Genomic DNA, 24,467 nt, shown 5'->3' on the forward strand with positions numbered 1-24,467 from the left:
CGATGTCAGGCCCAGGTGACAGCGATGCGCGGGACGAGCCCCAGGGGCGGCCTGCGCGGCGCCCAGCCCCTGCCTGGTCGCACGACCGAACAGTGCCGCGATGGTGCGGCTTCACGATGCAGCCGAAGGAGATCCTGCAGATGACCCTGCCGACACCCGCACGACGGCGGACGGGACGCGCGATCGCGGCCTCGCTCGTCGGGGCCCTCGCGGGCACGATGGGGATCGCCGCCATGGCGCTTCCCGCCGCGGCCGCCGAGACCGAGTTCGCCTCGTCGTTCGAGTCAGCCGACCCGCAGCCCGCGGAGACCCAGCCGTTCCGCACCGGGCCGGTGAACTTCACCGGTGACCGGTTCGCGGCCGGCAGCCTCCTCGGCTTCGTCACGAACGTCAGCGCGACCGGCTCCAGCCCGGACAACGAGGCGCCGCCGAACGCCGCCGACGGCAACCCGAACTCGAAGTGGCTCACCCGCGCCGCCTCCGGCACGCTCACCTACCAGCTGAGCGAGCCCACCTCGATCACTGGTTACGCGCTCACCTCCGCCAACGACGCGCCCGAGCGTGACCCGCGCGACTTCGCGGTCGAGGGCTCGACCGACGGCGTCACCTGGGTCCGGCTCGACGCGCAGACCGGGCAGGCGTGGAAGGTCGGCACCGAGAACAACCGCTTCGTCACCAAGGACTACGCGCTCGCCGAGCGCAGCGCCGAGTTCACGTACTACCGCCTCGCCGTCACGGCGAACGCCGGCCCGAACTCGACCCTCATGCAGCTTGCCGACTTCGACCTCCTCGACGCGGACCGCGGCGTGACGATCTCGCCGATGGTCTCCGAGGTGGCCTCCGGCCCCGCGTCCTCCCACACGGCGAAGACCGGTGTCGGCTTCACCGGCGTCCGCTCCCTGCAGTACAGCGGGCAGATCCTCGCCGAGGGTGACGCCAGCGCGACGAACGAGCTGTTCGACGTCGACGTGGACCTCGCCGAGGACAGCCAGCTCACCTACAAGATCTTCCCGGTGCTCGATGCCGAGCTCACCTACGCCGCCACGCACGTCGCCGTCGACCTCCTCCTCGACGACGGCACGCTCCTCTCCGCGACGGACGCCACCGACGCGTACGGCTACGCGGCGAACGCGCGCTCGCAGGGGACGGGCCAGATCCTCTGGCCCGACCAGTGGAACTCCGTCACCGTCGACCTCGGCGCGCTCGCCGGCCGCACGGTGGACAAGGTCCTGCTCTCATACGACCAGCCCGGCGCCCCCGCCGGCACCCCCGTGCTTGGCTACCTCGACGACGTGACGATCGAGGCCGCCGAGCCTCGCGACACCTCCGACGGGCTCATCAGCTACGTCGACACCCGCCGCGGCACGAACTCCACCGGCGGCTTCTCGCGCGGCAACAACCTGCCCGCCAGCGCGTGGCCGAACGGCTTCAACTTCATCACCCCGATGACGAACCCGAACACCACGGGCACCGTCTACAGCTACCAGCGCGAGAACAACGCGCAGAACCTGCCCGGGCTCGCCGGCATCGGCTTCTCGCACCAGCCGAGCATCTGGATGGGTGACCGCAACCAGCTCGCGGTGATGCCCGCCGACGGCACCAGCCCCACGTCGAGCATCAACGACCGCCGGCTCGCGTTCCGCCACGAGAACGAGGTGGCCCGGCCCGACCTGTACGCCGTCGAGTTCGAGAACGGCATCGCCACCGAGGTGGCCCCCACGGACCACGGCGCCGTCTACCGCTTCACCTTCACCGGTGACGCCGGCAGCGTGCTCGTCGACCAGGGTGTCGGTACCTCGGGTCTCAACGTCTCCGCCGACGGCGCCGTCACCGGCTGGGTCGACGGCGGCTCCGGCTGGCCCGGCCGCACCCGGATGTTCGTCTCCGGCCAGTTCGACGCCACCCCCACCGCCGCGGGCGCCACGCCGCGCGGTGACCGCGCCTCCGCGCGGTACGCCGCCTTCGACACGTCGGAGGACACGACGGTCGAGCTGCGCATCGCGTCGTCGTTCATCTCCGTCGACCAGGCGACGCACAACCTCGAGCTCGAGCTGGACGGGCGGACCTTCGAGGACGTCCAGGCCGACGTCATGGCCGCGTGGAACGACCGCCTCAGCGTCATCACCGACGTCGAGGGCGCCACCGACGCCGAGCTCGTCAACCTCTACTCGGGCCTGTACCGGCTCAACCTCTACCCGAACTCGCAGTTCGAGAACGTCGGCACCGCGGACAGCCCGCGCTACGAGTACGCCAGCCCCGTCTCCCCGACGACGGGCAGCGCGACGGCGACCGAGACCAACGCCGAGGTCGTGCCGGGCAAGGTCTACGTCAACAACGGGTTCTGGGACACCTACCGCACCGCCTGGCCGGCGTACTCGATGCTCTACCCGGACCTCACCGAGGAGCTCGTCGACGGGTTCGTCGAGCAGTACCGCGAGGGCGGCTGGGTCGCCCGCTGGTCCTCGCCGGGCTACGCGGACCTCATGACCGGCACGAGCTCGGACGTCTCCTTCGCCGAGGCCTACCTCGCCGGCGCGCTGAGCAACGACCTCGCGCTCGAGGCGTACGACGCCGCCGTGACGAACGCGACCGTGCTCCCGGCGTCCAACGCCGTGGGCCGCAAGGGCCTCGAGCGGTCGATCTTCCTCGGCTTCACCGACGCCACCACCCACCAGTCCGCCTCCTGGGGGCTCGAGGGCTTCATCAACGACTTCGGCATCGCGCAGATGGCCCAGGCGCTCGCCGAGGACCCCGCCACCCCGCAGGGCCGCGTGCAGCAGCTGCGCGAGGAGGCCGAGTACTTCGACGTCCGCGCCGGGCACTTCGCCGAGATGTACAACCCCGAGGCCGGCGTGTTCACCGCCCGCAACGCGGACGGCACGTGGTCCGACGGCGCCGACTTCGACAAGAAGGCCTGGGGTGGCGCGTTCACCGAGGCCAGCGGCTGGACGTTCGCGTTCCACGCCCCGCACGACGTCGACGGGCTCGCGGCCCTCTACGGCGGGCGCCGCGAGCTGCTCGACGAGCTCGACGCGTTCCTCACCACGCAGGAGCGGGCCGACTACTCCGGGATCCACGAGGCGCGCGAGGCGCGCGACGTCCGGCTCGGCATGCTCGGCATGTCCAACCAGGTCGCCCACCACATCCCTTACATCCTCGCCGAGGCGGGTGACCCGGCCGGGGCGCAGGCGCTCGTCCGCGACATCCAGCAGCGGCTGTTCGCCGGCTCCGACATCGGTCAGGGCTACCCCGGCGACGAGGACAACGGCGAGTTCTCGGCCTGGTACATCTTCTCGGCGCTCGGGTTCTACCCGCTCCAGGTGGGCTCGGGCGACTACACGATCGGGTCCCCGCTGTTCGACAGCGTCACCCTCAACCTCGGTGACACCCCGCTGACGATCAACGCTCCGGGCGCGAGCGACGGCATGGTCTACGTGGCCGGGCTCGAGCACAACGGTGTCGCGCTCACGGACACGACGATCGACGGCGACCTCATCCGCGGCGGCGGCACGCTCGACTTCACGATGAGCGAGACGCCGACGAGCTGGGGCGCGAAGGATCTCGACGAGGAGCTCACGGCGCCCCAGGCGCTCGTCGACGCCACGAAGCCCGGCTTCGGCACCTTCTCGGCGAGCGACGGCACGGACGTCCGTGCGCTCACGGACGACCACATGCGCTCGGCCGTGACCTTCGACGGCGACAGCGCCGAGCTCACGTGGTCCTCGGTGAGCGGCGCCGTCTTCGTCCACCAGTACACGCTCACGAGCACGACCGGTGAGGGCGTCTCCACGCCCGAGTCGTGGACGCTCGAGGGCTCGGCCGACGGCCAGACGTGGACCGAGCTGGACGCACGCCGCGGGCAGGAGTTCCCGCGGGCGACGCAGACCCGGCCGTTCTCGGTCCCCGACGGCGCCGCCGCCTACGCCCACTACCGGCTCACCGTCTCGGCGGCCGAGGGCAACCTCGGCCTGGCCGAGGTCGAGCTGTTCGCCACCCCCGCCGAGGCGGGCGACCTCCGGGTCCTCGCCGCGGACGAGCAGAGCGTGCGGGTCGGCCAGGAGTTCGCCGGCCAGCTCGGCACGGTCATCGGTGGCGACTTCACCGCCGAGGACACCGTCGTCGTCGACTACCGCGACGGCACCGGCCCGCAGGACGCCGTGCTCAGCGACAACGGCCTGGGCGGGTGGACGGTGCGCGCACCGCACACCTTCACCCAGCCCGGCGTCTACGACGCCGCGATCACGGCCACCGACAGCGTCGGGACGGTCGCGACCGCCACGACGCGGGTGAACGCGTTCCGCGACGACACCTTCGTGGGCAACTTCAACAACGTCTGCATCGGTGACCTCAACCTGACCGCCGGCAGCTGCGACGGCCAGGGGCACTCCTACTTCCGCGACAAGCTCGCGGCGAGCGGGTTCGTCCAGGGCGAGACCATCACGGTGCCCGGCACCGAGCTGACGTTCGACCTGCCCGACATCGCCCCCGGCGAGCCGGACAACGTCACCGGTGAGGGGCAGACGTTCCGCGTCGACCTCGGCGAGGGCGCGACGCAGATCTCCCTCATCGGCACCGCGACCGAGTCCGGCAAGCAGCTCACGGGCACGCTGACGTTCTCCGACGGCACCGAGCAGGCCCTGCCGATCGCCTTCGGCGACTGGGTGGGCGCCTCCGGCACCCCCGCCTACGGCAACATCCGGGTCGGCCTGTCGGAGGGGCGCCTCTCCGGGGTCAACCCGGAGTCGACGGTGAAGAACTCCGCGATCTTCGCCACCCGGCCGCTCACCCTCGCGGTGGACGAGGCCGGCACGCCCAAGACGGTCGTGAGCATCACGCTGCCCCAGGAGACGGGCTCCCTGGAGTCCCAGGGCCGCACCCACACCTTCGCGATCGCCTCCGACGGCGAGCGGCAGGCGGCGGTGGACCTCGCGGTCACGGCCGGCGAGGTCGCGCCCCAGACGACCGGCGTCGCCTTCGAGGCGACGCTCGCGACCGTCACCGGCGGCGCCGGTGAGGACCGGAGCGCGGTCGTCAACTGGGGCGACGGGTCTCCCGTCTCCCAGGTCGACGTCGTCGACGGCACCATCGTCGCCGGTCACACGTACGCCGCCGCCGGGACCTACGAGGTCTGGGTGACGGCGGACGACGGCGCCCGCTCGGCGTCGGTGTCCCTCGAGATCACGGTCGTGGACCCGGACCCGGTGTACGAGCCGGAGATCTCCGCTACGCCCGCGGTCGTGCGGCCCGGAGGGGTCGTCACGGTCACCGGTACCGGGTTCGCCCCGGAGGAGTCGGTGACGGTGACGCTCGGTGACGAGACCGCCACGGTCACGGCGTCGGACGAGGGGGCCATCGAGGCCGAGCTCACCGTGCCGGCCGACGCCGCGGACGGCAGCTACCCGGTGACCGCGCTCGGTGCGGTGTCCCTGGTGGCCGCCAGCGCCGAGGTCCGGGTCGAGGCCGCTGTGGCCGAGCCCGTCGCGACGAGCGTCGTGCTCACCGCGAGCACGGCCGAGCCGGTCGCGGGTGAGGCGTTCGAGCTGACGGCGACCGTGTCGCCCGAGGCCGCCGCCGGCCAGGTCGAGTTCCGCGACGGCGACGTCGTGGTGGGCTCGGCGACGGTCGCCGGCGGGGTCGCGACGGTCGACGTCACGGCCGAGACGTCGGGCGCCCACACCTACACGGCGCACTTCGTGCCCGACGACGCCGAGGCCTTCGCGGCCTCGGTCTCCGAGCCGCTCCTGCTCGAGGTGCGTAGCGCCCCGGTGCTCGAGGCGGAGATCGAGCTCTCCGCGGACGAGGTCGCCCGTGGCGAGGCGTTCGAGGTCATCGGCCGGGGCTACGCGCCCGGCGAGACCGTGATGGTGACGCTGGGTGCCGATGCGGCGCTCCTCGGCGAGGCCGTCGCGGACGAGGCCGGCGCGTTCCGGCTCGAGGTCACGATGCCCGACGACGCCGAGCTCGGCGAGCACGTCGTCACGGCCACCGGGCAGGACTCGGAGCTCACGGCGGAGGCGACGCTCAGCGTCGTCGAGGCCGGCGAGGGCCCCGGTGACGGTCCTGGTGACGGTCCTGGTGACGGTGACGGTCCTGGTGACGGTGACGGTCCTGGTGACGGTGACGGTCCTGGTGACGGCAACGGCCCCGGTGACGGTGCTGGCCCCGGCGACGGTGCTGGCCCCGGTGACGGTTCCGGTCCTGGCGGCGGCTCCGGCCCCGGCGACGGCAACGGACCTGGTCACGGCGGCGGCTCCGGCGACGGTCCGGGTGCCGGCGACCTGCCGAACACCGGTGCGGATGTCGCGCTGCTCGTCGCGGTCATGCTGGGCCTCGTCGCAGCCGGCGGCCTCGCCGTCGTCCTGCGCCGCCGGATGACGGACGTCGGCTAGCCGACTACCGCTGCACCGCAGGCCGCGGGTCCGCGCCCCTCACGGGGCGTGGCCCGCGGCCTGTCGCGTGTCCGGCCTATGCGGGCGGGGCGAGCTCGCCAGGCCTACGCGGGCGGGGCGAGCTCGCCGGAACCACGGGCGATGAGCGTCATCGGCAGGACGACCGTCTCGATCTCCCGCTCCCGGTCCCGGAGCCGGTCGAGGGCGAGGCGGGCGGCGTGAGCGCCCATCTCGCCGGCGTCGTGCGCGACGACGGTGATACCGAGCACGCGCGCCCACTCGAAGTCGTCGAAGCCGATGACGGCGGGGCGGCCGCTGGCGGGGGCGCCCGCGGCCAGCTCCTCCACGAGACCGAGGACGATCTGGTTGTTGCCGGCGACGAACGCCGTCGGCGGGTCCGGCAGGGCGAGGAGCTCGCGGACGTGCTGGCGGGCCGTGGCGGCGTCGTGCGCGCCGGTCCGCACGAGGTCCCGCCACCCGCTCACCCCGGCGTCGTCGAGGATCTCGGCCATCCCGGCGATGCGCTCGCGGTGGGTGGGGAGCCAGTCGTAGTCGCCGACGAAGGCGATGCGCCGGTGGCCGCACCCGAGGAGGTGGGTCGCCGCCGTCCGGCCACCGCCGCGGTTGTCGAGGACGACGGAGTCGGCCGCCACCTGCTCGGCGGGCCGGTCGACGAAGACGACGGGGATCCCGCGCGCCTGCAGCGTCTTGTAGGGGGAGTGGTCCGCCATCGCCGAGACGACGACGATCGCCTTGGTCTGGTGGTCGGCGAGGCTGCGCGCCAGGCGCCACTCCTGCTCGGCGGACTCGCGGGCGTTCGCCACCGACAGGTGCATGTGGCGCTCGCTGATGGCGTCCTCGAGGCCCTTGGCGAGCGCCGAGTAGAACGGGTTGGTGATGTCGCCGGTGATGAGGCTGACCGAGTCCGAGAGTCGGCCGCTCGCCAGCAGGCTCGCCGCGGAGTTGCGCTGGTAGTCGAGGGAGCGCGCCGCCGTGAGGACCTGGGCCCGGGTCGCGTCGCTGACGTAGGGCTCGCCGCCCAACGCCCGGGAGGCGGTCTTGAGGCTCACGCCGGCGAGCTCGGCGACCTGCGCGAGCGTGGCACGGCGGACGGGGGACGGTTCGCGCACCCGCCGATTGTCCCGCGTCCGGCCTCGCGCGGGTGCCACGTTCCGCGGCCTGTGGGGGGCGGACGGCAACGGCCGCGGAACCGGGGGCGCGCGACTTTGGCCGTGCCCGTCCCACCAGGTAGCCTGACCCCTGATCTTGGAGACGTCGCATAGTCTGGTCTAGTGCGCGGCCCTGCTAAGGCCGTGACGGGGCAACCCGTCCGTGGGTTCAAATCCCACCGTCTCCGCTCTTCGCCTGCTCCATGGGCGCCAGCCCGGACCTCTCGCAGGTCCGGGCTGTTGTTGTTCCTGGTCCTCCGCCGCGCGACGGGGAGCGCGGTTCCGACCGACGAAGGGCCGGTCGCTGGGTAAGACGTGGGTCTCGTCCGGCGGGCATCGTCGGCTACCCTCGCCGCACTGGCCTCGGCGTCCGAGACGAAGGAGCAGCCCATGAAGCGGTTCGAGAAGCGCTGGGCGGGCACCGCCCTCGTGGTCCCGGTCCTCGCGCTCGCCGCCTGCGGTGGCGGCGGCGACGGCGGTGGAGACGCGACGTCCGGCGGCGCCACGTCCGGTGGCGCGACGACCGGGGCCGGTGGGGAGAGCGTGAGCATCGGCATCACCCAGATCGTCTCCCACCCCTCGCTCGACGCCGCCCGCGAGGGCTTCAAGGAGGCGCTGGCCGACGCGGGCTACGACGTCACCTACGACGAGCAGAACGCCCAGGGCGACCCGGCGACCGCGACGTCCATCGCCACCACCTTCGCCGGCGCCGGCCACGACCTCGTCCTCGCCATCGCCACGCCGACGGCGCAGGCGAGCGCCCAGGCGATCATCGACACCCCCATCCTCATCACCGCGGTCACCGACCCGCTCGAGGCGGGCCTCGTCGACAGCTGGGAGAGCCCCGGCGGGAACCTCACCGGCACCTCCGACCTCAACCCCGTCGAGGAGCAGCTCAGCCTCCTCACCGAGATCGCGCCGGACGCCAAGACCGTCGGCATCGTCTACAGCTCCGGTGAGGTGAACTCGGAGATCCAGGTGGCGCTCGCCGAGGAGGCCGCCGCCGAGCTCGGCCTGACGATCGAGGTCGCCACGGTGACCACCTCCGCCGAGGTCCAGCAGGCGGCGGAGTCCCTCGACGTCGACGCCTTCTACGTCCCCACCGACAACACCGTCGTCTCCGCGTTCGAGTCGCTGCTCCAGGTGGCCGAGGCCGACCAGGTGCCGGTCATCGCCGCCGAGGCGGACACGGTCGAGCGGGGGGCCGTCGCCACGTACGGGATCGACTACACCGAGCTCGGGTACCAGACCGGGGAGATGGCGGTGGAGATCCTCGAGGGCGCCGACCCCGCCGACATGCCGATCCAGACCCAGGAGGAGCTGACCCTGGTCGTCAACCCCGCCGCGGCCGAGCGCCTCGGCGTCGAGATCCCCGACGCGGTCCTCGAGCGCGCCGACACCGTCCTGGAGTGAGGCCCGCATGATCACCGCCGTCGAGCTGGGGCTCATCTACGCGGTGATGGCCCTGGGCGTGTACCTCACCTTCCGCGTCCTCAACTTCCCCGACCTCACCGTCGACGGCAGCTTCACCACCGGCGCCGCGACGGCGGCCGTGCTCATCACCAACGGCACGGACCCGCTCCTGGCGACGGCCGCGGCGGGCGTGGCCGGTATCGGCGCCGGGGTCATCACCGGACTTCTCCACACCAAGGGCGGCATCAACCCGCTGCTCGCCGGCATCCTCACGCAGATCGGCCTGTACTCGATCAACCTTCGCATCATGGGTGCCGCCAACGCCCCGCTGCTGCGCGAGACGACGATCTTCACCCCGCTGCGCGAGGCCGGGCTCCTGGGAGGTGCCGTCGCCATCGCACTCCTCGCCGCCGTCGTCCTCGTGGTGAAGGTGGCCCTCGACTGGTTCCTGCACACCGACCTCGGGCTCGCCCTCCAGGCGACCGGCGACAACGAGGAGATGATCCGCAGCTTCGGGGTGAGCACCGACCGGATGAAGATCCTCGGTCTGGCCCTGTCCAACGGGCTCGTCGGACTCGCCGGGGCGACCGTGGCCCAGTACCAGGGCTTCGCGGACATCTCCATGGGCATCGGCCTCATCGTCGTCGGCCTCGCCTCGGTGATCCTCGGTCAGGCGGTGTTCGGGTCGCGGACCGTCGTCATCTCCACCCTGGCTGTGGTGCTCGGCGCGATCCTCTACCGGGTCGTCATCCAGCTCGCCCTGCAGGTGGGCCTCAACCCCAACGACATGAAGCTCATCTCCGCGCTCATCGTCGTCGCGGCGCTCGTGGTGCCCCAGTGGGGCGTCCTGCGGCGGGTGCCGAGGCTGCGCGCCCTGCGGCGATCGGTGGTGAGCCGCTGATGCTCGAGATCACCGACCTGTCCAAGACGTTCTTCGCCGGCACCGCCAACGAGCGCCGGGCGCTCGACGCCGTCTCCCTCTCGCTGGCGGCGGGGGAGTTCGCCACCGTCATCGGCTCCAACGGCGCCGGGAAGTCGACGCTGCTCAACCTCGTCGCCGGGCGCCTGCGGCCGGACTCGGGACGCGTGGTCATCGACGGCGCGGACGTCACCCGCCTCGCCGACTACCAGCGCGCCAGCTACATCGGCCGCGTCTTCCAGAACCCCATGGCGGGCAGCGCGCCGGAGATGACCATCGAGGAGAACCTCGCCATCGCCGACGGCCGGGGCCGACGGCGCGGGCTGCGCATCGGCGTCACGCGCGCCAAGCGCGAGCGCTTCCGGGCCGAGCTCGCCTCGCTCGAGCTCGGGCTCGAGGACCGCCTGCGGACCAAGGTGGGCATGCTCTCCGGCGGCCAGCGCCAGGCGCTCTCGCTGCTCATGGCGACGTTCTCCGAGCCGAAGATCCTCCTGCTCGACGAGCACACCGCCGCCCTCGACCCGCAGCGCGCCGAGCTCGTGCTGCGCCTCACGGCGGAGGCGGTGGAGCGGCACCACCTCACCACGCTCATGGTCACCCACAACATGGAGCAGGCCCTGCGGCTGGGCACGCGGCTCATCATGATGCACGAGGGCCGGATCGTCGTCGACGTCGCGGGGGAGCGGAAGCGCACCGCCACGGTGGCCGACCTGCTCGCCGCCTTCGAGCGGGTCAAGGGCGCCGGCCTCGACGACCGCGCGCTGCTGGGATAGCGCCGGCTCCGCGGACACGCCCGCCTGGCTCCGCGGCCACGGCCGGGGAGGGGCCGGGGCGGGCGTCCGGCACCCCGGTGAGCACCCCGGTGACCCGCGTCACGGCCGGGCGGTTGGGAGTTCTCCGGCTCGCCCGCTATTGTTGTCCTCGGCCCTCCGGGGCCACGCGCCCGTAGCTCAATGGATAGAGCATCTGACTACGGATCAGAAGGTTGGGGGTTCGAGTCCCTTCGGGCGCACCCAGCAGGTCACAGCCCTCGTACCGGTCACCCGGACGGGGGCTGTGCCGTTTCCCGAGGTCCGACTCGGCGGCCGCGTTCTGGACCCGATGTCGCGCGCGTGCCGACCAGCTGCGCCCCGGATCGCCGGCGTGCCGAGCAACTGCGCATGCCCCCGCGGCGGTGTGACCAGACCCACGCCCGCGGCATTAGATGCATGCTGCATGAAAGCGTAGCCTGGAACATATGTCCGATAGCGCCCTCCACCTCCAGGCGTGCGGGGAGCTGATGGATGCGCTCGCGGTGCTCGTCCGGCTCAACCGCACCATCAGCGTCGACGTCGCCCGCTCCGCCGGCCTCGCCCCGGCCCAGCTCGGCCTCCTCGGCCTCATCGACATCCTGGACGAGGCGCGGATCGCCGACATCGCCGACCAGCAGATCGTCGATCCCTCCGTCGCCAGCCGCCAGGTCGCCACCCTCGAGCAGCTCGGGTTCGTCGCCCGTCGCGCCGACCCGGCGGACGGGCGGGCCTCCCTCGTGCGACTCACGGACGAGGGCCGGGCGATCCTCGCCAGCTCGCGCGACGGCCGCCACCGACGCATCTCGGCGGCGCTGGCGGACTGGAGCACGGAGGACCTCGGGGCGATCGCGGGCCAGCTGCGCCGCGTCGGGCAGGTCATCGAGCGCACGGAGCACGGACGCCGGGGGGTAACGGCATGAGGATCGGTCGGAACAAGGCCGAGCGGCTGGCCGGCACGGCGCGCGCGAAGGGCGGGCGCAGCCCCGCCGAGGAGAAGCGGCACCGCGAGATCATGGAGGTCTTCACCGGCCTCCTGCTGGCGCTGTTCGTCGCCATGCTCTCCGGCACCATCGTGGGCAACGCCCTGCCGGTGATCATCGCCGACCTCAACGGGACGCAGCTGCAGTACACCTGGATCGTCACCGCCTCGCTCCTCGCGTCGACGGCGGCCACCCCGATCTTCGGCAAGCTCGCGGACCTCTTCGACAAGAAGAAGCTCCTGCTGCTCTCGATCGTCCTGTTCAGTGCGGGCTCGCTGCTCGCCGGCATGGCGACCAGCGCCAACACCCTCATCGCCTACCGCGTCGTCCAGGGCGTCGGCATGGGCGCGCAGATGGCCCTCGTCCAGACGGTCATCGCCTCGATCATCTCCCCGCGCGAGCGGGGCAAGTACAACGGCTACATGGGCGCCGTCATGGCGGTCGCCACCGTCTCCGGCCCGCTCATCGGCGGGGTCATCGTGGACACCCCGTGGCTGGGCTGGCGCTGGTGCTACTGGAGCGCCGTCCCGTTCTCCCTGCTCGCGGTGTGGGTGCTCCACCGGCGCCTGCACATCACCCAGACGGTCCGCCGCAAGCCGTCGATCGACTACTGGGGCGCGGCGCTCATCACCCTCGCGGTGACGGACCTGCTCCTGTGGCTGTCCTTCGCCGACAGCTCCTTCGCCTGGGTGTCGTGGCCCTCCGCGGCCATGCTCGTCGGCGGCATCGCCGCCATCGTCCTGTTCGTCTGGGTGGAGAAGCGGGCGGCCGAGCCGATCATCCCGCTGTGGATCCTCACCGAGCGCACGACGGCCCTGAGCATCGTCGCCAGCTTCTCGGTGGGCACCGTGATGTTCGCCGCCCCCGTCTTCCTCGGCCAGTACTTCCAGATCGGGCGCGGCTACGGCCCGGCCGAGGCCGGTCTCATGATGGTCCCGATGATGCTGGGCGTCTTCCTCGCCTCGACCATCGCCGGGCGCCTGGTGAGCAGTCAGGGCACGTGGAAGCGGTACGTCGTCGGCGGGATCTCCGTGATGACGGTCGGCGTGGCCCTCATGTCCACCGTCGGCGTGTCCACCCCGCTGTGGCTGGTGGCGATCTACCTCGCGCTCGTCGGTGCCGGCCAGGGCGCGTCCATGCAGAACCTCGTCCTCGCGGTCCAGAACACCGTGCGCCTGGAGAACATGGGCGTGGCCAGCTCCGCCGTCGCCTTCTTCCGCTCGCTGGGTGGGGCGATCGGCGTCCAGGTCCTCGGGGCGCTGCTCTCGGTCCACATCGCCTCGCTGCTCACCGGGCGGCTAGCCGACGCCGGGTACCCCGCGGAGGCCACCGCGGGTGCCGGCGGCGGCGGGTCGCTCGACCTCACGACTCTCCCCGAGGGCCTCGAGGCGATCGTCCGGGGCGCGTACGGCGACGGGATGGACGTCATCTTCCTCGTGATGACGGGGTTCAACCTCGTCGCCCTGGCCGCCGCCCTCGCTATGCGCAACTCCGTCCTGCGCAGCACGGTCGACATCGAGGTGAGCAAGGCCGTCGCGGACGCTGCCGCGCCCCCGCCCGAGCGCGACCACGGCGGTGGGGCAGCCCGGCCCGAGGAATCCCCCGGGCGCCTCACCGGAGCCCCCGAGAGACCCGACGGTCCGCCCCAGGGCATGCCCGGGGCCCGGTCCGACCGCGCGGAGGACGACGGCGCACCTGCCGCACCGTAGCGCCGCGCCGCCTCAGTCCAGCGGGACGTGCCGGTCCACCCAGGCGATCGCCGTCGACTCGTAGAGCTCCCGCGCGGGCGGCGCGGAGAGGGCGAGGTCGTGCACCCCGCCCGGCACCGGCACGACCGTGACCCGGGGACCGAGCAGGGGACCGCGCGCGATCATGTGCGCGACATTGAGGACGCAGTCGGCGGAGGCCAGGTCGCTCGGCGACGGGCCCACGGCGGGACCGGACCGGTCGGAGCAGCACACGAGGACGGGCACCTGGACGTCGAGGCCCCGGCCGACGGCGGCCTGCGCCCGGCGCACGCTGGCCGCGAACCCCGCGCGGGCCGGGAACCCGGCGAAGGGCTTCCACGCGAGGTCGTACTCCCAGGCCCCGCCGGTGGTGTGGTGCAGGTAGCGCCCGTACCCGGGGTCGAGCCGCCCGACGGGCAGGCTCGGCCACACCCGGGCGACGAGCCTGACGAGCGGCGAGACGACGACCCGGGTGAACCAGCCGGAGTTGAGCTCGAGCCAGGGGCTGTTGAGGACGAGGGCGTCCACCGTGCCGGGGTGGCGGTCGGCCCAGTGGGCGGCGATGAGACCGCCGGTGGAGTGCCCCAGGAGCACGACCCGCTCGTGGCCCTCCGCTCGGATCACCGCGAGGGCGGCGGCGATCTCCTCGTCGAGGTCGTGCAGGTCGCGGACGTCACCCGGGCGCGGATGGTCGCCGATCGCCCGCCCGCTGAGCCGCATGTCCAGCGCGTAGAAGTCGATGCCCGCGTCCATCCAGCGCTGGGCGTGGTGCGCCTGGAAGAAGTAGTCGGTGAAGCCGTGGAGGTAGAGGACGGCGCGCCGGCTCGACGGCGTGCGCAGGCGGACGAGGACCGCGCGCGGATGCGGGCCGTACGCCCGCTGCGGGGCGAGCGGAAGCTCGCGCGCGACCCACGGCTCGCCCAGGACGTCGGTGTGCTCGGACATGGGGTGATCATGGCAGCCGTGCCGGTCGTCGCCCAGCCCTGGCCCATCGTCGCTTGCGGCCACGGCCGCGGGATCGGCACCATCGGGGGACAGCGCCGGAGGGAGGCACCATGCGTCGCGTCCACGCCGTCGTCACCGGTGTCGTCCAGGGGGTCGGGATGCGCTGGTCGTGCGCGCGCGAGGCGGAGCGCCACGGCGTCTCGGGCTGGGTGCGCAACCTCGACGACGGCACCGTCGAGGTGGTCCTCGAGGGCGACGACGCGCCCGTCGCGGCGATGCTCGGGTGGCTGCGGGAGGGGCCGCCCCACGCCCGGGTCGCCGACGTCGTCACCCACGACGAGGCGCCGCGGGGCGCTCGCCGGTTCGACATCCGCTGAGCGGGGCGCGGGCTGTCCGGTGGTCCCGGGACGCCCAGACGACGCCGGGTCGCCCAGACGATGCTCGTCGCCCAGACGATGCCGGGTCGCTCAGACGATGCCGTAGAGCCGGTCGCCGGCGTCGCCGAGGCCCGGGACGATGTACGCGTGCTCGTCGAGGCGCTCGTCCACTGCCGCCGTGACGATGGTGACGTCGCCGCGGTCGCCCACGGCCCCCTCGAGGGTGCGCAGGCCCTCGGGCGCGACGAGGAGGCAGATCGCCGTGACGTCGCGGGCCCCGCGCTCGAGGAGGTAGTCGATCGAGGCGATGAGCGTGTGCCCGGTGGCGAGCATGGGGTCGAGGACGAAGCACTGACGCCCCGACAGGTCCTCGGGCAGCCGGTTGGCGTAGGTGATCGCCTCGAGGGTCTGCTCGTCGCGCTGGAGGCCGAGGAAGCCGACCTCCGCCGTCGGCAGCAGGCGCGTCATGCCGTTGAGCATGCCGAGGCCGGCGCGGAGGATGGGCACGACGATGGGCCGCGGGGTGGCCAGCCGGGTGCCGGTGGTGTGCGAGACGGGGGTCTCGATCTCCACCTGCTCGGTGCGCACCTCTCGCGTCGCCTCGTAGGCGAGGAGCGTGACGAGCTCGTCGACGAGGAGGCGGAACGTCGGGGACTGGGTCCGCCGGTCCCGGAGCACGGTGAGCTTGTGGGCGATGAGCGGGTGGTCCGCGACGTGCAGGCGCATGGGTAGAACGTACCGCCCGAGCGGGGCGCCGGAGATGATGGGGGCTATGAGGGCTGACACCTGGACCGCGCCGATGGGCGACGCGCTCGACGCCGCCCAGGCGGCAGCCGCCCACGGCGACGTCCCCGTGGGCGCCGTCGTCCTCGGACCGGACGGGGAGATCCTCGGCCGCGGGCACAACCGGCGCGAGGCCGACGACGACCCCACCGCCCACGCCGAGCTCCTCGCCATCCGGGAGGCCGCCGCCCGGCTGGGGACGTGGCGGCTCGAGGGCTGCACCCTCGTCGTCACCCTCGAGCCGTGCACCATGTGCGCGGGCGCCGTCGTCCTGGCGCGGCTGCCGCGGGTGGTGCTCGGTGCGTGGGACCCCAAGGCCGGGGCCTGCGGGTCGGTGCGCGACGTCGTGCGGGACGCCCGCCTCAACCACCGTGTCGAGGTGGTCGGCGGCGTCCGGGAGGCCGAGTGCGCCGCGCTGCTCCGGGACTTCTTCGTCGCGCGGCGCTGACGACGGCCGCCCTACGGCGCCAGGTCGGGGAGCCGGGCGGCCAGGTACGGCAACGCCCGGCTCGTGCCGACGTCGACCTTGACGGTGGCGAGGTCGTCCCCGCGGGTGGGGCCCCGGTTGAGGATGACCACCGGGTGGCCGGCCCGGGCGGCGCGCCGGACGAACCGCAGCCCGGACATCACGGCGAGCGAGGACCCGGCGACGAGGAGGGCGGCAGCGTCGTCGACGATCGCGGTCGCGGCGGCCACCCGTTCCCGCGGCGTGTTGGACCCGAAGAAGACGACGTCGGGGATGAGGACGCCGCCGCACGCGCAGTCGGTGATGCGGAAGCCGGCGGTGGACTCGAGGACGACGTCGGCGTCGGGCGCCACCTCGACGTCCGCCACGTGCTCGTGCCGCTCGCGCCATCCCGGGTTGAGCGCCACGAGGTCGGCGTCGTGCTGCTCCCGGGGGATCACTGCCCCGCACGTCAGGCACTTGACCCGGTCGTAGCGGCCGTGGAGGTGGACGACGGCACGCGAGCCCGCGCGGACGTGGAGCAGGTCGATGTTCTGCGTCACCAGCCCGGTGAGGAGGCCGCGGGCCTCCAGCGCGGCGAGGGCCGCGTGCCCCGCGTTCGGCTTCGCGTCCCGCAGGTGCCGCCACCCGAGGTGGTTGCGCGCCCAGTAGTGCCGCCGGAACGCCTCCGAGGAGCAGAACTGCTGGAAGGTCATCGGCTGGCGCACCGGCGAACCGGGGCTGCGGTAGTCGGGGATGCCGGAGTCCGTGGACACGCCCGCCCCGGTGAGCGCCGCGAGCCGCCGGCCGGCGAGGACGTCGAGGACCGGGGCGAGCGCGGCGTCGAGGTCCTCGGGCTCGGGCACCAGGGCCGACGCCGGAGGGGGGAGTGGGGCGGGCTTGACGACGATGCGGGGCACCGTCGTCGCCCGCCCCTGGCGGTAGGCGGTGGGGAAGAGCTCGGCCAGCCCGTGCGCGGGCTCCGCGCCGGGGGGCGCGGCGGTGCCGGTGGTCTCGTCCAGGTCCATCACGTGCGAGCGTACGACGGCTCAGACCGGGTCGCGCTGGGCCGTGGAGGCGCTGGAGGCCTTGCGGGTGAGCAGGTGCAGGACGAGGCCGACGGCGAGCATCGCGGCGCCGAAGAGCCACACCTGGAGCGTCTGCTGGCTGAGCAGCAGGACGCAGGACACCAGGGCGAGGACGGGCAGGACCACCGGCGTGCGGAAGTGGGGGCGGTCCACCTTGTCCTTGCGCAGCACGAGGACCGCGGCGTTGGTCGCGACGAAGACGAAGAGGAGCAGGAGCACGACCGTCTCGGCGAGCGTGGCGAGGTCCCCGACGAGCGTGAGGACGATGGCGAGGCCCGTGGTGACGACGATCGCCACCCAGGGCGTGCGCCGGTGGGGCAGCACCCGCGCGAACGGGGCGGGCAGCAGCCCCTGCTCGGCCATCCCGAAGGTGAGCCGACTCGACATGATCATCGTGAGCAGGCAGCCGTTGGCGACGGCGACGAGGGCGATGGCGCTGAACAGCCAGGCGGGCACGCCCAAGCCGGTGGCCTCGACGACGGCGAGGAGCGGGCCGGTCGACTCCGCGAGCTCCGAGGGCGGCAGCATCACCGAGGACGCCATGGCGACGAGCACGTACACGACGCCGCACACGAGCAGGGAGCCGAACAGCGCCCGCGGGTACACGCGGCGCACGTCGCGGACCTCCTCCGCGATGTTCGCGGAGGTCTCGAAGCCGACGAAGCTGTAGAAGGCGATGATCGCCGCACCGAGGATCGCGCTGCCCGCGGAGACGTCGCTGGGGAACTCCATGATCCGCCCCGGGTCGCCCTGGCCGCCGCCGAGGGCGATGCCCACGAGGGCGATGACCAGGACGAGGCCGCTCATCTCGATGATGGTCATCACGAGGTTGGAGCGCATCGACTCCTTGATCCCGCGGGCGTTGAGCGCCGCGACGAGGAGGAGGAAGAGCGGCGCCGCGACGACGGTGGGCACCGGGACGAAGGTGGCGAGGTAGTCCCCGGCGAAGGCGATGGCCAGACCCGCCGCGCTGACGATGCCCGCCGCAAGCATGGAGAAGCCGACGAGGAAGGAGATCATGGGCTTGCGGAACGCCCGCTGCGCGAACACCGCCGCTCCGCCGGCCCGGGGGTACTTCGTCACGAGCTCGGCGTAGGACGCGGCGGTGAGCAGCGCCATGGCGAGGGCCACGAGGATGGGGATCCACATCGCCCCGCCTGCCTCGCCCGCGAGGACGCCGGTGAGGGCGTACACGCCCGCCCCGAGGACGTCCCCGAGGATGAAGACGAAGAGCAGCGGGCCGGTGATCGCCTTCTTCAGGCGGGTCTCCTCGCCCGGCGCGTCGCCCGCGCCGGTGGGCTCGCTGCCGCGCTCCGCGTGCAGGGGGGTGGCCATGGGTCCTCCTGTCTCGGCGGCTCCCGCCGCGCTCGTCGCCCGCCAGAGTGGCACTGTGACGCCATTGTCGCGCGCCGGGACGGCGGAACAGGGCCGAGATCACCGCGCCCGGCGCTGCCCCGGGGGGCGGCGACGGGCTGCCCCGGGGGGCCGCGTTTGGGAGCCCTGCGCGAGGTGGGTACACTCGCACGCCGAGGTAGCGTGTCCGAGCGGCCTAAGGAGCACGCCTCGAAAGCGTGTGTGGTTAACCGCCACCCTGGGTTCGAATCCCAGCGCTACCGCTCACGACGAGCCCGTGCCGGATCCCGGTGCGGGCTCGTCGCACGCTCGGGCGCTTCCCGGCGAGGCGCGGCGCTCACCCGGTGTGCTGCCGGCCCGCCGTCCGACGGCCTGCCGGCCGACGGCGGCCGGCTCGGGCCGTCGCCCTCAGCGGGCGTAGCGGGCGACGAAGTTGCGCAGGATGAGGCCGGCGGCGCCGACGTCGACGCCCTGGACCTCGGCGAGCACCTCGTCGTACTCCTCCGGCGGGAAGTACCCGGCGTGGCGGTAGATGTCCATCCGCTGCACGAGGGCCGCGAGGTCGAGCTCCGGGTGGAACTGCGTGCCGTAGAGGTTCTCCTTCACCCGGAACATCTGGACCGGGCACGTGGCCGAACGGGCGAGGAGCACGGCGTCGGCGGGCAGCTGGGTGCACGCCTCCTTGTGCCCCGTGTACGCCGAGAACTGGTCCGGCACGTCCGCGAGGAGCGGGTCGGCACGGCCCGGCTCAGTGAGCTCGACCGTCGGGGCGCTGATGGGCTCGGCGTACGTGCCGTCGATGACCCCGCCGCGGTGGCGGGCGAGGGTGCCGACGCCGTAGCAGGCACCGAAGAACGGGAAGTCGCGCTCCCAGAGCACGTCGAGGAGGCCGGAGAGCTCGGCCTCGACCCGGAGCTGGGTGTCGCTCTTGTGCTCGCGCGGGATGGAGCTGGTGAACGGGCTGCCGCCGACGAAGACGCCGGAGTAGGCCTCCAGGTCGATCTCGGGCATCGGTGTGGACTCGAGCCGGATGCGGTGGAGCTCGTGCTCGGCGAGCCCGCTCGTGCGCAGGAACGACGCGTACTCGCCGTCGGCGGCGGCGTCCTCCGAGCGGGAGGCGAGGAGCAGGAACGGTCTCACGACAGGTGAGGCTAAGCCCGGAGCGGGGTGGGGGAAGAATCGAGGCGCGGCGCTCAGGCGTACTGCCGGACCACCAGGTAGCCGACGAGCACGGCCAGCCACAGGGCAAGGCCGACATACCCGAGCGCGATGCCGGTGACGGCGAGGCCGCCCCCGCCCGCGTAGGAGTGCTGGAGGCGGCGGCGGGCCAGGTGCCCCAGCGCGATCGCCACGAGGCACAGCCCCGGGACGAGGATCCCGGCCACGCCGACGATCATCGCGGCCACCGCCGTGCCGTCGTTGTGCAGGCCCGCGCTCGTGTACCCGGCATGGGCGAAGACGCGCGCGCGGTCCGCCTCGTCGACGGCGAAGGGCGCCGGGGGCTGCTCGTAGGGGGCGTACGGCGGCCCGGCGGGACGGGCGTGGGGGAGTGGGGCGCCTGGAGCCGGCGGCCCGGGCCGGGCGGGCGGAGGCGACGCGGCCCACGGTGATCCCGGCGGCGGCACCGAGCCCGGCTGCGGCACCGAGCCCGGCGGCGGGGCCGGCGGACCGGCCGCGTCGGGGCCGCGTCCGGGCGCGGCCCAGGGCCCGGGGTCCGGTCGTTCGCTCATCGGGTGGGTCCGCTCACCCCGCCAGGCTAGCGACCCGACGTCCCGCGCTCCCGCGCACGGGCGCGGGCGGGTGCCCTGCGCTCCCCGCCCGGCCGCCGGGCGGGCGCCCTGCGTGTGGGTGCCCTGCGCGCCGTGAACGGTGCTGGTCGGCGTCGGCGCACCGCCACTACTCTTCGCACGGCGCCGCAGCGGGCGGCGGAGGCGGGAGGTCCGGCATGGCAGGGATATGGACGGTCCACGGCGACGGCGTGCGCGTGGGACCAGGAGACGTCGTCGCCCCGGGGGAGCGGCTGAGCTGGCCGCGGACGATCGGGATCGGCGCGCAGCACGTCGTGGCGATGTTCGGGGCCACCTTCCTCGTCCCCCTCATCACCGGCTTCCCGCCGTCGACGACGCTGTTCTTCTCGGCGATCGGCACGGTCCTCTTCCTCGTCATCACCCGTAACCGGCTCCCCAGCTACCTCGGGTCGAGCTTCGCGTTCATCGCCCCCATCGGCGCGGCCACCGCCTCGAGCGGCATGTCCGCCGCGCTCGGCGGCATCCTCGTCACCGGCGCCCTGCTCGCCGTCGTCGGCCTCGTCGTCCACTTCGCCGGCGCGCGCTGGATCGACGTCGTCATGCCGCCAGCCGTCACCGGCACGATCGTCGCGCTCATCGGGTTCAACCTCGCCCCCGAGGCATGGAACAACGTGCAGAAGGGGCCCGTCACCTCGCTCGTGACGATCGCGGCCATCGTCCTCGTCACCGTCCTCTTCCGCGGCATCCTCGGGCGCCTCGCCATCCTCGTCGGCGTGCTCGTCGGGTACCTCGTCGCCGTGCTCCGCGGGGAGGTGGACTTCGCCCCCATCGGGGAAGCCGCGTGGATCGGGCTGCCGGAGTTCACGACGCCCACCTTCGAGCCCGCGCTGCTCGGCCTCTTCCTGCCCGTCGTGTTCGTGCTCATCGCGGAGAACGTCGGGCACGTGAAGTCCGTCGCCGCGATGACCGGGCAGAACCTCGACGACGTCACCGGACGCGCCCTGTTCGCCGACGGCCTCGCCACCACCCTCGCCGGGGCCGGCGGCGGGTCCGGCACGACGACGTACGCCGAGAACATCGGCGTCATGGCGGCGACCCGGGTCTACTCCACGGCGGCCTACGCGGTCGCCGCGACGACCGCGCTGGTCCTCAGCCTGTCCCCGAAGTTCGGTGAGGTCATCAACACCATCCCCGGCGGGGTGCTGGGCGGGGCCGCGACGGTGCTCTACGGGATGATCGGCGTCCTCGGTGCCCGGATCTGGGTGCAGAACCGCGTGGACTTCTCCGACCCCGTCAACCTCACGACGGCGGCCATCGCGCTCGTCGTCGGCATCGCCAACTACACGTGGGTGGCGGGCGACATGGAGTTCCAGGGCATCGCGCTGGGCACCGCCGCCGCCATCGGCGTCTACCACGTCATGCGGGCGGTCTCCCGGTGGCGCGGGACCGGCGCGGAACCGGCGAGCCCCGCCTCCGTCCCCGGCGAGGACCAGCGCGCCCGGTGAAGGTCGGCCGGCGGCGGGCGGGCGCGTAGGCGCTCGTCCGCCGCGGGAGGTCAGCCCTCGGCGGCGGGGGCGCTCACGGGGGTGCAGCCCGCCGGGGCCAGGAGCGGGACGGACGGGTCGATCGGCGCCGCGTCGGGCGCCAGGACCTGCTCGAAGCCCTCGCCGAGGACGACGTCGACGGTCGCGTCGGCCCGGCTGGCGTCGACGGACACCACGGACTCGGGGATGAGCGCCGCGACGGTGTACGCCGCGGTGAGCCCGGTCGGCCCGGAGACCACCCGGGCGACGCCGGCGTAGGTCCCGCCCGGGAAGTTGTCCTGCGAGGCGATGACGACGCCGTGCTGGGCGAGCTGGCTGCCCGTCGTCGCCGCCAGGCCGCCGCGGGTCGTGCCGTTGTAGACGTTGACGCTGATCTCGCCGAACGCCACCGGCAGCGCGTCCGGCGGCGGGCACGGGACGTCGCCGGCGGCGTTGTCGGCGGCTTCCGGCGTGCTGAACGGCCGGGCGAGCGGGGAGGGCAGGACGCCCGTCCACATCGCGCCGGCCACCAGGGCCACGGCGAGCAGCAGGGTGATGAGCACCCCGAAGATCACCGTCTGGCGCTGCTGCAGCCGACGTCGGTGTGCAGCACGGCGTCGTGCGGCCTCGCTCTCGAGGTCTGAGGTCACGGACACAAGGTAACGGCTCCACGGGGCGCCGTGGACCGCACGCGCCTCAGCGTTGCTCGATGCGACGACCGTCGACGTCGAGCTCGAGCACCCGGGCGTGCAGGAGCAGCCGCTGCTGGAGGGCCGCCCGCAGGGCGCGGTGGAGGCCGTCCTCGAGGTAGAGGTCGCCGCGCCACGCCACGACGTGGGCGAAGAGGTCGCCGTAGAACGTGGAGTCCTCCGACAGCAGGCTGCGCAGGTCGAGCTCGCGCTTGGTGGTGACGAGCTCGTCGAGACGCACCTGGCGCGGCGGCACGGAGGACCACTCGCGGGGCGTGCGCAGACCGTGGTCGGGGTACGGGCGCCCCTCGCCGACGGCCTTGAAGATCACCGCCCGATTCTAGGCGCTCACCCCCCGTCCCGTGCGGGTGGTGAGGGAGCAGATGGCGGAGCACACTGCGTCCATGGCACGCGAGGTGGCGTCAACGGCTGGAGCAGCCGTGACCGGGTCCGGCGCCGGACCCGAGGGTGACGGCGGCAGCCGCGCACCGAAGCCCCCCGCAGCGACCCCGGCGGAACCGCCGCCCGAGACCACCCGGCCCGTCGGGGCGGACGAGCCGGAGGCGCGGCCGGATGGGCGGCCGGTCGGACGCCGGCCTTCGCGCCGGTTCATGGTGGGCAAGGCCGCGCGGAACTTCTTCGCGGACGAGTGCTGGGACCGGGCCGCCGGGCTCACCTTCTTCGGCGTCCTGTCCATCCCGCCGCTGGCCATCGCCCTCGTCACGCTGCTCGTCCTCCTCGGTCAGGGCGATGCCGGCACGCAGGCGGTGCTCGACATCCTCAACCAGCTCACCCCCGACGACGAGGCGCTGGAGTCGCTGACGGCGCCGGTGCTCGCCGTCCTCAGCCGACCGGCCGGCGGCATCACCGTCGTCGTCGGCGTGGCGACGGGCCTGTGGCTCGCCTCGGGCTACGTCGGCGCCTTCGGCCGGTCGATGAACCAGATCTACGGCGTCGACGAGGGCCGCCCCTTCGTGCGGCTCATCGGCTGGCACCTGCTCACCACGGTCATGCTGGTGATCTTCGGCATCCTCGTGGCGCTCATGCTCGTCGTCTCCGGGCCGGTCACCCACGCCATCGGGTCGGCGCTCGACCTCGGGGACACCGTCGTCGTCATCTGGGAGACCGCGAAGTGGCCCGTGCTGCTGCTCGCCGCCGTCCTCGTCATCGCGGTGCTCTACTACGCGACGCCGAACGTCGCCCACGCCCGCTTCCGCTGGATCTCCCCGGGCGCCGTCGTCGCGCTCGCGGTCGCCGCGGCCGCCTCGTACGGGTTCCGGCTCTACGTCTCGCTGTTCGGCCAGTTCGACATCACCTACGGGTCGGCGCTGGCCGGGATCGTCGTGTTCTTCGTCTGGCTGTGGATCATCAACATGTCGCTGCTCTTCGGGGCGGAGCTCGACGCCGAGCTCGAGCGGGCGCGCCAGCTGGTCGCCGGGGTGCGGGCGGAGCACGGCATCCAGGTCCCGCCCCGCGACACCCGTGCCAGCGCCAAGGCGGAGGCCCGCCGGGCGGCGGACGCCGAGCGCTCCCGCAGCCTGCGCGCCTCGCACGGGTGGGGCGAGGGGGAGTAGGCCGCGACGTGGGCCGTCGGCGACGCCGTCGGCCGGCGTGGTTGACGCGGACCGCTTCGGGGGCGGACGACGAAGGGCCCGTTCCCACATCGCTGCGGTCACGGGCCCTTCGGGCGGCGGAGGATGGGGGATTCGAACCCCCGAGGGCGTTAACCCAACACGCTTTCCAAGCGTGCGCCATAGGCCACTAGGCGAATCCTCCCGGCGGGATGAGGGTACCCGAGCCGACGCCCCGGTTCGAACCAGCGGTCCAAGAGGTGTCGGGGACCACGCGAATCGCCACCCGGGGAGGGGTCCGTGCCGGGTGCGTGCCGGGGCGGGAGAGCGACGGCGGGCCGGCTGGGCACCACTCAAGGGCGCACGGCGGGCTGTGAAGGGCGCACGGCGGGACTGCGGCGGCCGGCTCGCCGCCGCCGTCGAGCCCTCCCCGGCGTCCGGTAGACTCCCCGACGACCCCTCGTGCGGCGTCACCCTGCTGAACTCCCCCAGGGCCGGAAGGCAGCAAGGGCAGGTGGGCTCTGGCGGGTGCACGGGGGGTCCTTGCATGCCTGGGA

Annotated in this window: 19 protein-coding genes, 4 tRNA genes and 1 other RNA gene; 14 read left to right on the forward strand and 10 right to left on the reverse strand. The window is 73.3% G+C overall.

From position 1 onward, the window contains the following. Positions 1-116 precede the first annotated feature (116 nt). Positions 117-6,389 carry a GH92 family glycosyl hydrolase gene (locus EBO36_RS00635; protein WP_164471259.1) on the forward strand — a complete coding sequence of 2,091 codons (6,273 nt, stop codon included), beginning with the start codon at positions 117-119 and terminating at the stop codon, positions 6,387-6,389. 104 nt (positions 6,390-6,493) lie between these two features. Here EBO36_RS00635 and EBO36_RS00640 read toward each other — a convergent pair whose 3' ends face one another. Further along, on the reverse strand, positions 6,494-7,519 hold the full coding sequence (locus EBO36_RS00640) for a LacI family DNA-binding transcriptional regulator (RefSeq protein ID WP_127573749.1): 1,026 nt from the start codon (positions 7,517-7,519) through the stop codon (positions 6,494-6,496). A gap of 138 nt (positions 7,520-7,657) precedes the next feature. Here EBO36_RS00640 and EBO36_RS00645 point away from each other — a divergent pair. From EBO36_RS00645 to EBO36_RS00675, 7 genes are all read left to right on the forward strand, one after another. Then, positions 7,658-7,746: transfer RNA gene (locus EBO36_RS00645), tRNA-Ser, on the forward strand. 202 nt (positions 7,747-7,948) lie between these two features. Next, a complete protein-coding gene (locus EBO36_RS00650; RefSeq protein WP_122822909.1) occupies positions 7,949-8,971 on the forward strand; it encodes an ABC transporter substrate-binding protein in 1,023 nt (340 codons plus the stop codon). A gap of 7 nt (positions 8,972-8,978) precedes the next feature. Then, positions 8,979-9,872 carry an ABC transporter permease gene (locus EBO36_RS00655; protein ID WP_122822910.1) on the forward strand — a complete coding sequence of 298 codons (894 nt, stop codon included), beginning with the start codon at positions 8,979-8,981 and terminating at the stop codon, positions 9,870-9,872. After that, a complete protein-coding gene (locus EBO36_RS00660; protein ID WP_122822911.1) occupies positions 9,872-10,663 on the forward strand; it encodes an ABC transporter ATP-binding protein in 792 nt (263 codons plus the stop codon). Before EBO36_RS00655 ends, EBO36_RS00660 begins: the two co-directional genes overlap by 1 nt. Before the next feature lie 166 nt (positions 10,664-10,829). Further along, a tRNA-Arg gene (locus tag EBO36_RS00665) sits at positions 10,830-10,902 on the forward strand. A gap of 225 nt (positions 10,903-11,127) precedes the next feature. Further along, entirely contained in the window at positions 11,128-11,601 is a 474-nt protein-coding gene (locus EBO36_RS00670; protein ID WP_122822912.1) for a MarR family winged helix-turn-helix transcriptional regulator, read from the forward strand. Continuing rightward, positions 11,598-13,370 carry an MDR family MFS transporter gene (locus tag EBO36_RS00675; RefSeq protein WP_122822913.1) on the forward strand — a complete coding sequence of 591 codons (1,773 nt, stop codon included), beginning with the start codon at positions 11,598-11,600 and terminating at the stop codon, positions 13,368-13,370. Before EBO36_RS00670 ends, EBO36_RS00675 begins: the two co-directional genes overlap by 4 nt. Before the next feature lie 12 nt (positions 13,371-13,382). On the opposite strand, the gene EBO36_RS00680 is transcribed toward EBO36_RS00675, so the two are convergent. After that, complete coding sequence (locus EBO36_RS00680) at positions 13,383-14,333, reverse strand: alpha/beta fold hydrolase (protein ID WP_122822914.1); 951 nt, start codon at positions 14,331-14,333, stop codon at positions 13,383-13,385. A 110-nt stretch (positions 14,334-14,443) separates the two neighbouring features. Between EBO36_RS00680 and EBO36_RS00685 the strand changes: the two genes are divergently transcribed. Next, positions 14,444-14,710 carry an acylphosphatase gene (locus EBO36_RS00685; RefSeq protein WP_122822915.1) on the forward strand — a complete coding sequence of 89 codons (267 nt, stop codon included), beginning with the start codon at positions 14,444-14,446 and terminating at the stop codon, positions 14,708-14,710. Positions 14,711-14,800: 90 nt separating this feature from the next. On the opposite strand, the gene upp is transcribed toward EBO36_RS00685, so the two are convergent. Continuing rightward, complete coding sequence (gene upp / locus EBO36_RS00690; protein ID WP_122822916.1) at positions 14,801-15,436, reverse strand: uracil phosphoribosyltransferase; 636 nt, start codon at positions 15,434-15,436, stop codon at positions 14,801-14,803. Positions 15,437-15,482: 46 nt separating this feature from the next. Here upp and tadA point away from each other — a divergent pair, with 46 nt between their 5' ends. After that, positions 15,483-15,941 carry a tRNA adenosine(34) deaminase TadA gene (tadA, locus tag EBO36_RS00695; protein ID WP_387966494.1) on the forward strand — a complete coding sequence of 153 codons (459 nt, stop codon included), beginning with the start codon at positions 15,483-15,485 and terminating at the stop codon, positions 15,939-15,941. Positions 15,942-15,952: 11 nt separating this feature from the next. Here the strand turns inward: tadA and EBO36_RS00700 are convergent, their stop codons facing one another. Beyond that, entirely contained in the window at positions 15,953-16,966 is a 1,014-nt protein-coding gene (locus tag EBO36_RS00700; protein ID WP_122822918.1) for a Sir2 family NAD-dependent protein deacetylase, read from the reverse strand. A 21-nt stretch (positions 16,967-16,987) separates the two neighbouring features. After that, entirely contained in the window at positions 16,988-18,361 is a 1,374-nt protein-coding gene (locus EBO36_RS00705; protein WP_122822919.1) for an APC family permease, read from the reverse strand. 195 nt (positions 18,362-18,556) lie between these two features. On the opposite strand from EBO36_RS00705, the gene EBO36_RS00710 reads away from it, so the two are divergent. Next, positions 18,557-18,642: transfer RNA gene (locus tag EBO36_RS00710), tRNA-Ser, on the forward strand. Between the two features lie 145 nt (positions 18,643-18,787). On the opposite strand, the gene EBO36_RS00715 is transcribed toward EBO36_RS00710, so the two are convergent. Together EBO36_RS00715 and EBO36_RS00720 are read right to left on the reverse strand one after the other, a co-directional pair. After that, positions 18,788-19,519: a glutamine amidotransferase gene (locus EBO36_RS00715; protein WP_122822920.1), complete on the reverse strand. Its 732-nt coding sequence runs from the start codon at positions 19,517-19,519 to the stop codon at positions 18,788-18,790. 53 nt (positions 19,520-19,572) lie between these two features. Continuing rightward, positions 19,573-20,109, reverse strand: coding sequence for a DUF4190 domain-containing protein (locus tag EBO36_RS00720; RefSeq protein WP_122822921.1), 537 nt, complete (start codon positions 20,107-20,109; stop codon positions 19,573-19,575). Positions 20,110-20,324: 215 nt separating this feature from the next. Here EBO36_RS00720 and EBO36_RS00725 point away from each other — a divergent pair, with 215 nt between their 5' ends. Further along, positions 20,325-21,632: a uracil-xanthine permease family protein gene (locus tag EBO36_RS00725; protein ID WP_122822922.1), complete on the forward strand. Its 1,308-nt coding sequence runs from the start codon at positions 20,325-20,327 to the stop codon at positions 21,630-21,632. Between the two features lie 50 nt (positions 21,633-21,682). Here EBO36_RS00725 and EBO36_RS00730 read toward each other — a convergent pair whose 3' ends face one another. Both EBO36_RS00730 and EBO36_RS00735 read right to left on the reverse strand, forming a co-directional pair. Continuing rightward, entirely contained in the window at positions 21,683-22,300 is a 618-nt protein-coding gene (locus EBO36_RS00730; RefSeq protein WP_127573759.1) for a LytR C-terminal domain-containing protein, read from the reverse strand. A 46-nt stretch (positions 22,301-22,346) separates the two neighbouring features. Continuing rightward, positions 22,347-22,670 carry a type II toxin-antitoxin system VapB family antitoxin gene (locus tag EBO36_RS00735; protein ID WP_122822924.1) on the reverse strand — a complete coding sequence of 108 codons (324 nt, stop codon included), beginning with the start codon at positions 22,668-22,670 and terminating at the stop codon, positions 22,347-22,349. A 280-nt stretch (positions 22,671-22,950) separates the two neighbouring features. On the opposite strand from EBO36_RS00735, the gene EBO36_RS00740 reads away from it, so the two are divergent. Continuing rightward, complete coding sequence (locus EBO36_RS00740) at positions 22,951-23,913, forward strand: YihY/virulence factor BrkB family protein (protein ID WP_127573760.1); 963 nt, start codon at positions 22,951-22,953, stop codon at positions 23,911-23,913. 117 nt (positions 23,914-24,030) lie between these two features. Here the strand turns inward: EBO36_RS00740 and EBO36_RS00745 are convergent. Continuing rightward, a tRNA-Ser gene (locus tag EBO36_RS00745) sits at positions 24,031-24,115 on the reverse strand. Positions 24,116-24,361: 246 nt separating this feature from the next. Between EBO36_RS00745 and ffs the strand changes: the two genes are divergently transcribed. Next, positions 24,362-24,458, forward strand: an RNA gene (ffs, locus tag EBO36_RS00750) — signal recognition particle sRNA small type. Positions 24,459-24,467 lie beyond the last annotated feature (9 nt).

It is taken from the genome of Georgenia faecalis (assembly GCF_003710105.1).
GTDB classification, from domain to species: Bacteria; Actinomycetota; Actinomycetes; order Actinomycetales; family Actinomycetaceae; genus Georgenia_A; species Georgenia_A faecalis.

Bases quoted from the DNA above. Each gene is read 5' to 3' on its own strand.
- EBO36_RS00635 (WP_164471259.1), top strand. From the start codon at position 117: ATGCAGCCGAAGGAGATCCTGCAGATGACCCTGCCGACACCCGCACGA.
- EBO36_RS00650 (WP_122822909.1), top strand. From the start codon at position 7,949: ATGAAGCGGTTCGAGAAGCGCTGGGCGGGCACCGCCCTCGTGGTCCCG.
- EBO36_RS00655 (WP_122822910.1), top strand. From the start codon at position 8,979: ATGATCACCGCCGTCGAGCTGGGGCTCATCTACGCGGTGATGGCCCTG.
- EBO36_RS00660 (WP_122822911.1), top strand. From the start codon at position 9,872: ATGCTCGAGATCACCGACCTGTCCAAGACGTTCTTCGCCGGCACCGCC.
- EBO36_RS00670 (WP_122822912.1), top strand. From the start codon at position 11,128: ATGTCCGATAGCGCCCTCCACCTCCAGGCGTGCGGGGAGCTGATGGAT.
- EBO36_RS00675 (WP_122822913.1), top strand. From the start codon at position 11,598: ATGAGGATCGGTCGGAACAAGGCCGAGCGGCTGGCCGGCACGGCGCGC.
- EBO36_RS00680 (WP_122822914.1), bottom strand. From the start codon at position 14,333: ATGTCCGAGCACACCGACGTCCTGGGCGAGCCGTGGGTCGCGCGCGAG.
- EBO36_RS00685 (WP_122822915.1), top strand. From the start codon at position 14,444: ATGCGTCGCGTCCACGCCGTCGTCACCGGTGTCGTCCAGGGGGTCGGG.
- upp (WP_122822916.1), bottom strand. From the start codon at position 15,436: ATGCGCCTGCACGTCGCGGACCACCCGCTCATCGCCCACAAGCTCACC.
- tadA (WP_387966494.1), top strand. From the start codon at position 15,483: ATGAGGGCTGACACCTGGACCGCGCCGATGGGCGACGCGCTCGACGCC.
- EBO36_RS00700 (WP_122822918.1), bottom strand. From the start codon at position 16,966: ATGGACCTGGACGAGACCACCGGCACCGCCGCGCCCCCCGGCGCGGAG.
- EBO36_RS00705 (WP_122822919.1), bottom strand. From the start codon at position 18,361: ATGGCCACCCCCCTGCACGCGGAGCGCGGCAGCGAGCCCACCGGCGCG.
- EBO36_RS00720 (WP_122822921.1), bottom strand. From the start codon at position 20,109: ATGAGCGAACGACCGGACCCCGGGCCCTGGGCCGCGCCCGGACGCGGC.
- EBO36_RS00725 (WP_122822922.1), top strand. From the start codon at position 20,325: ATGGCAGGGATATGGACGGTCCACGGCGACGGCGTGCGCGTGGGACCA.
- EBO36_RS00740 (WP_127573760.1), top strand. From the start codon at position 22,951: ATGGTGGGCAAGGCCGCGCGGAACTTCTTCGCGGACGAGTGCTGGGAC.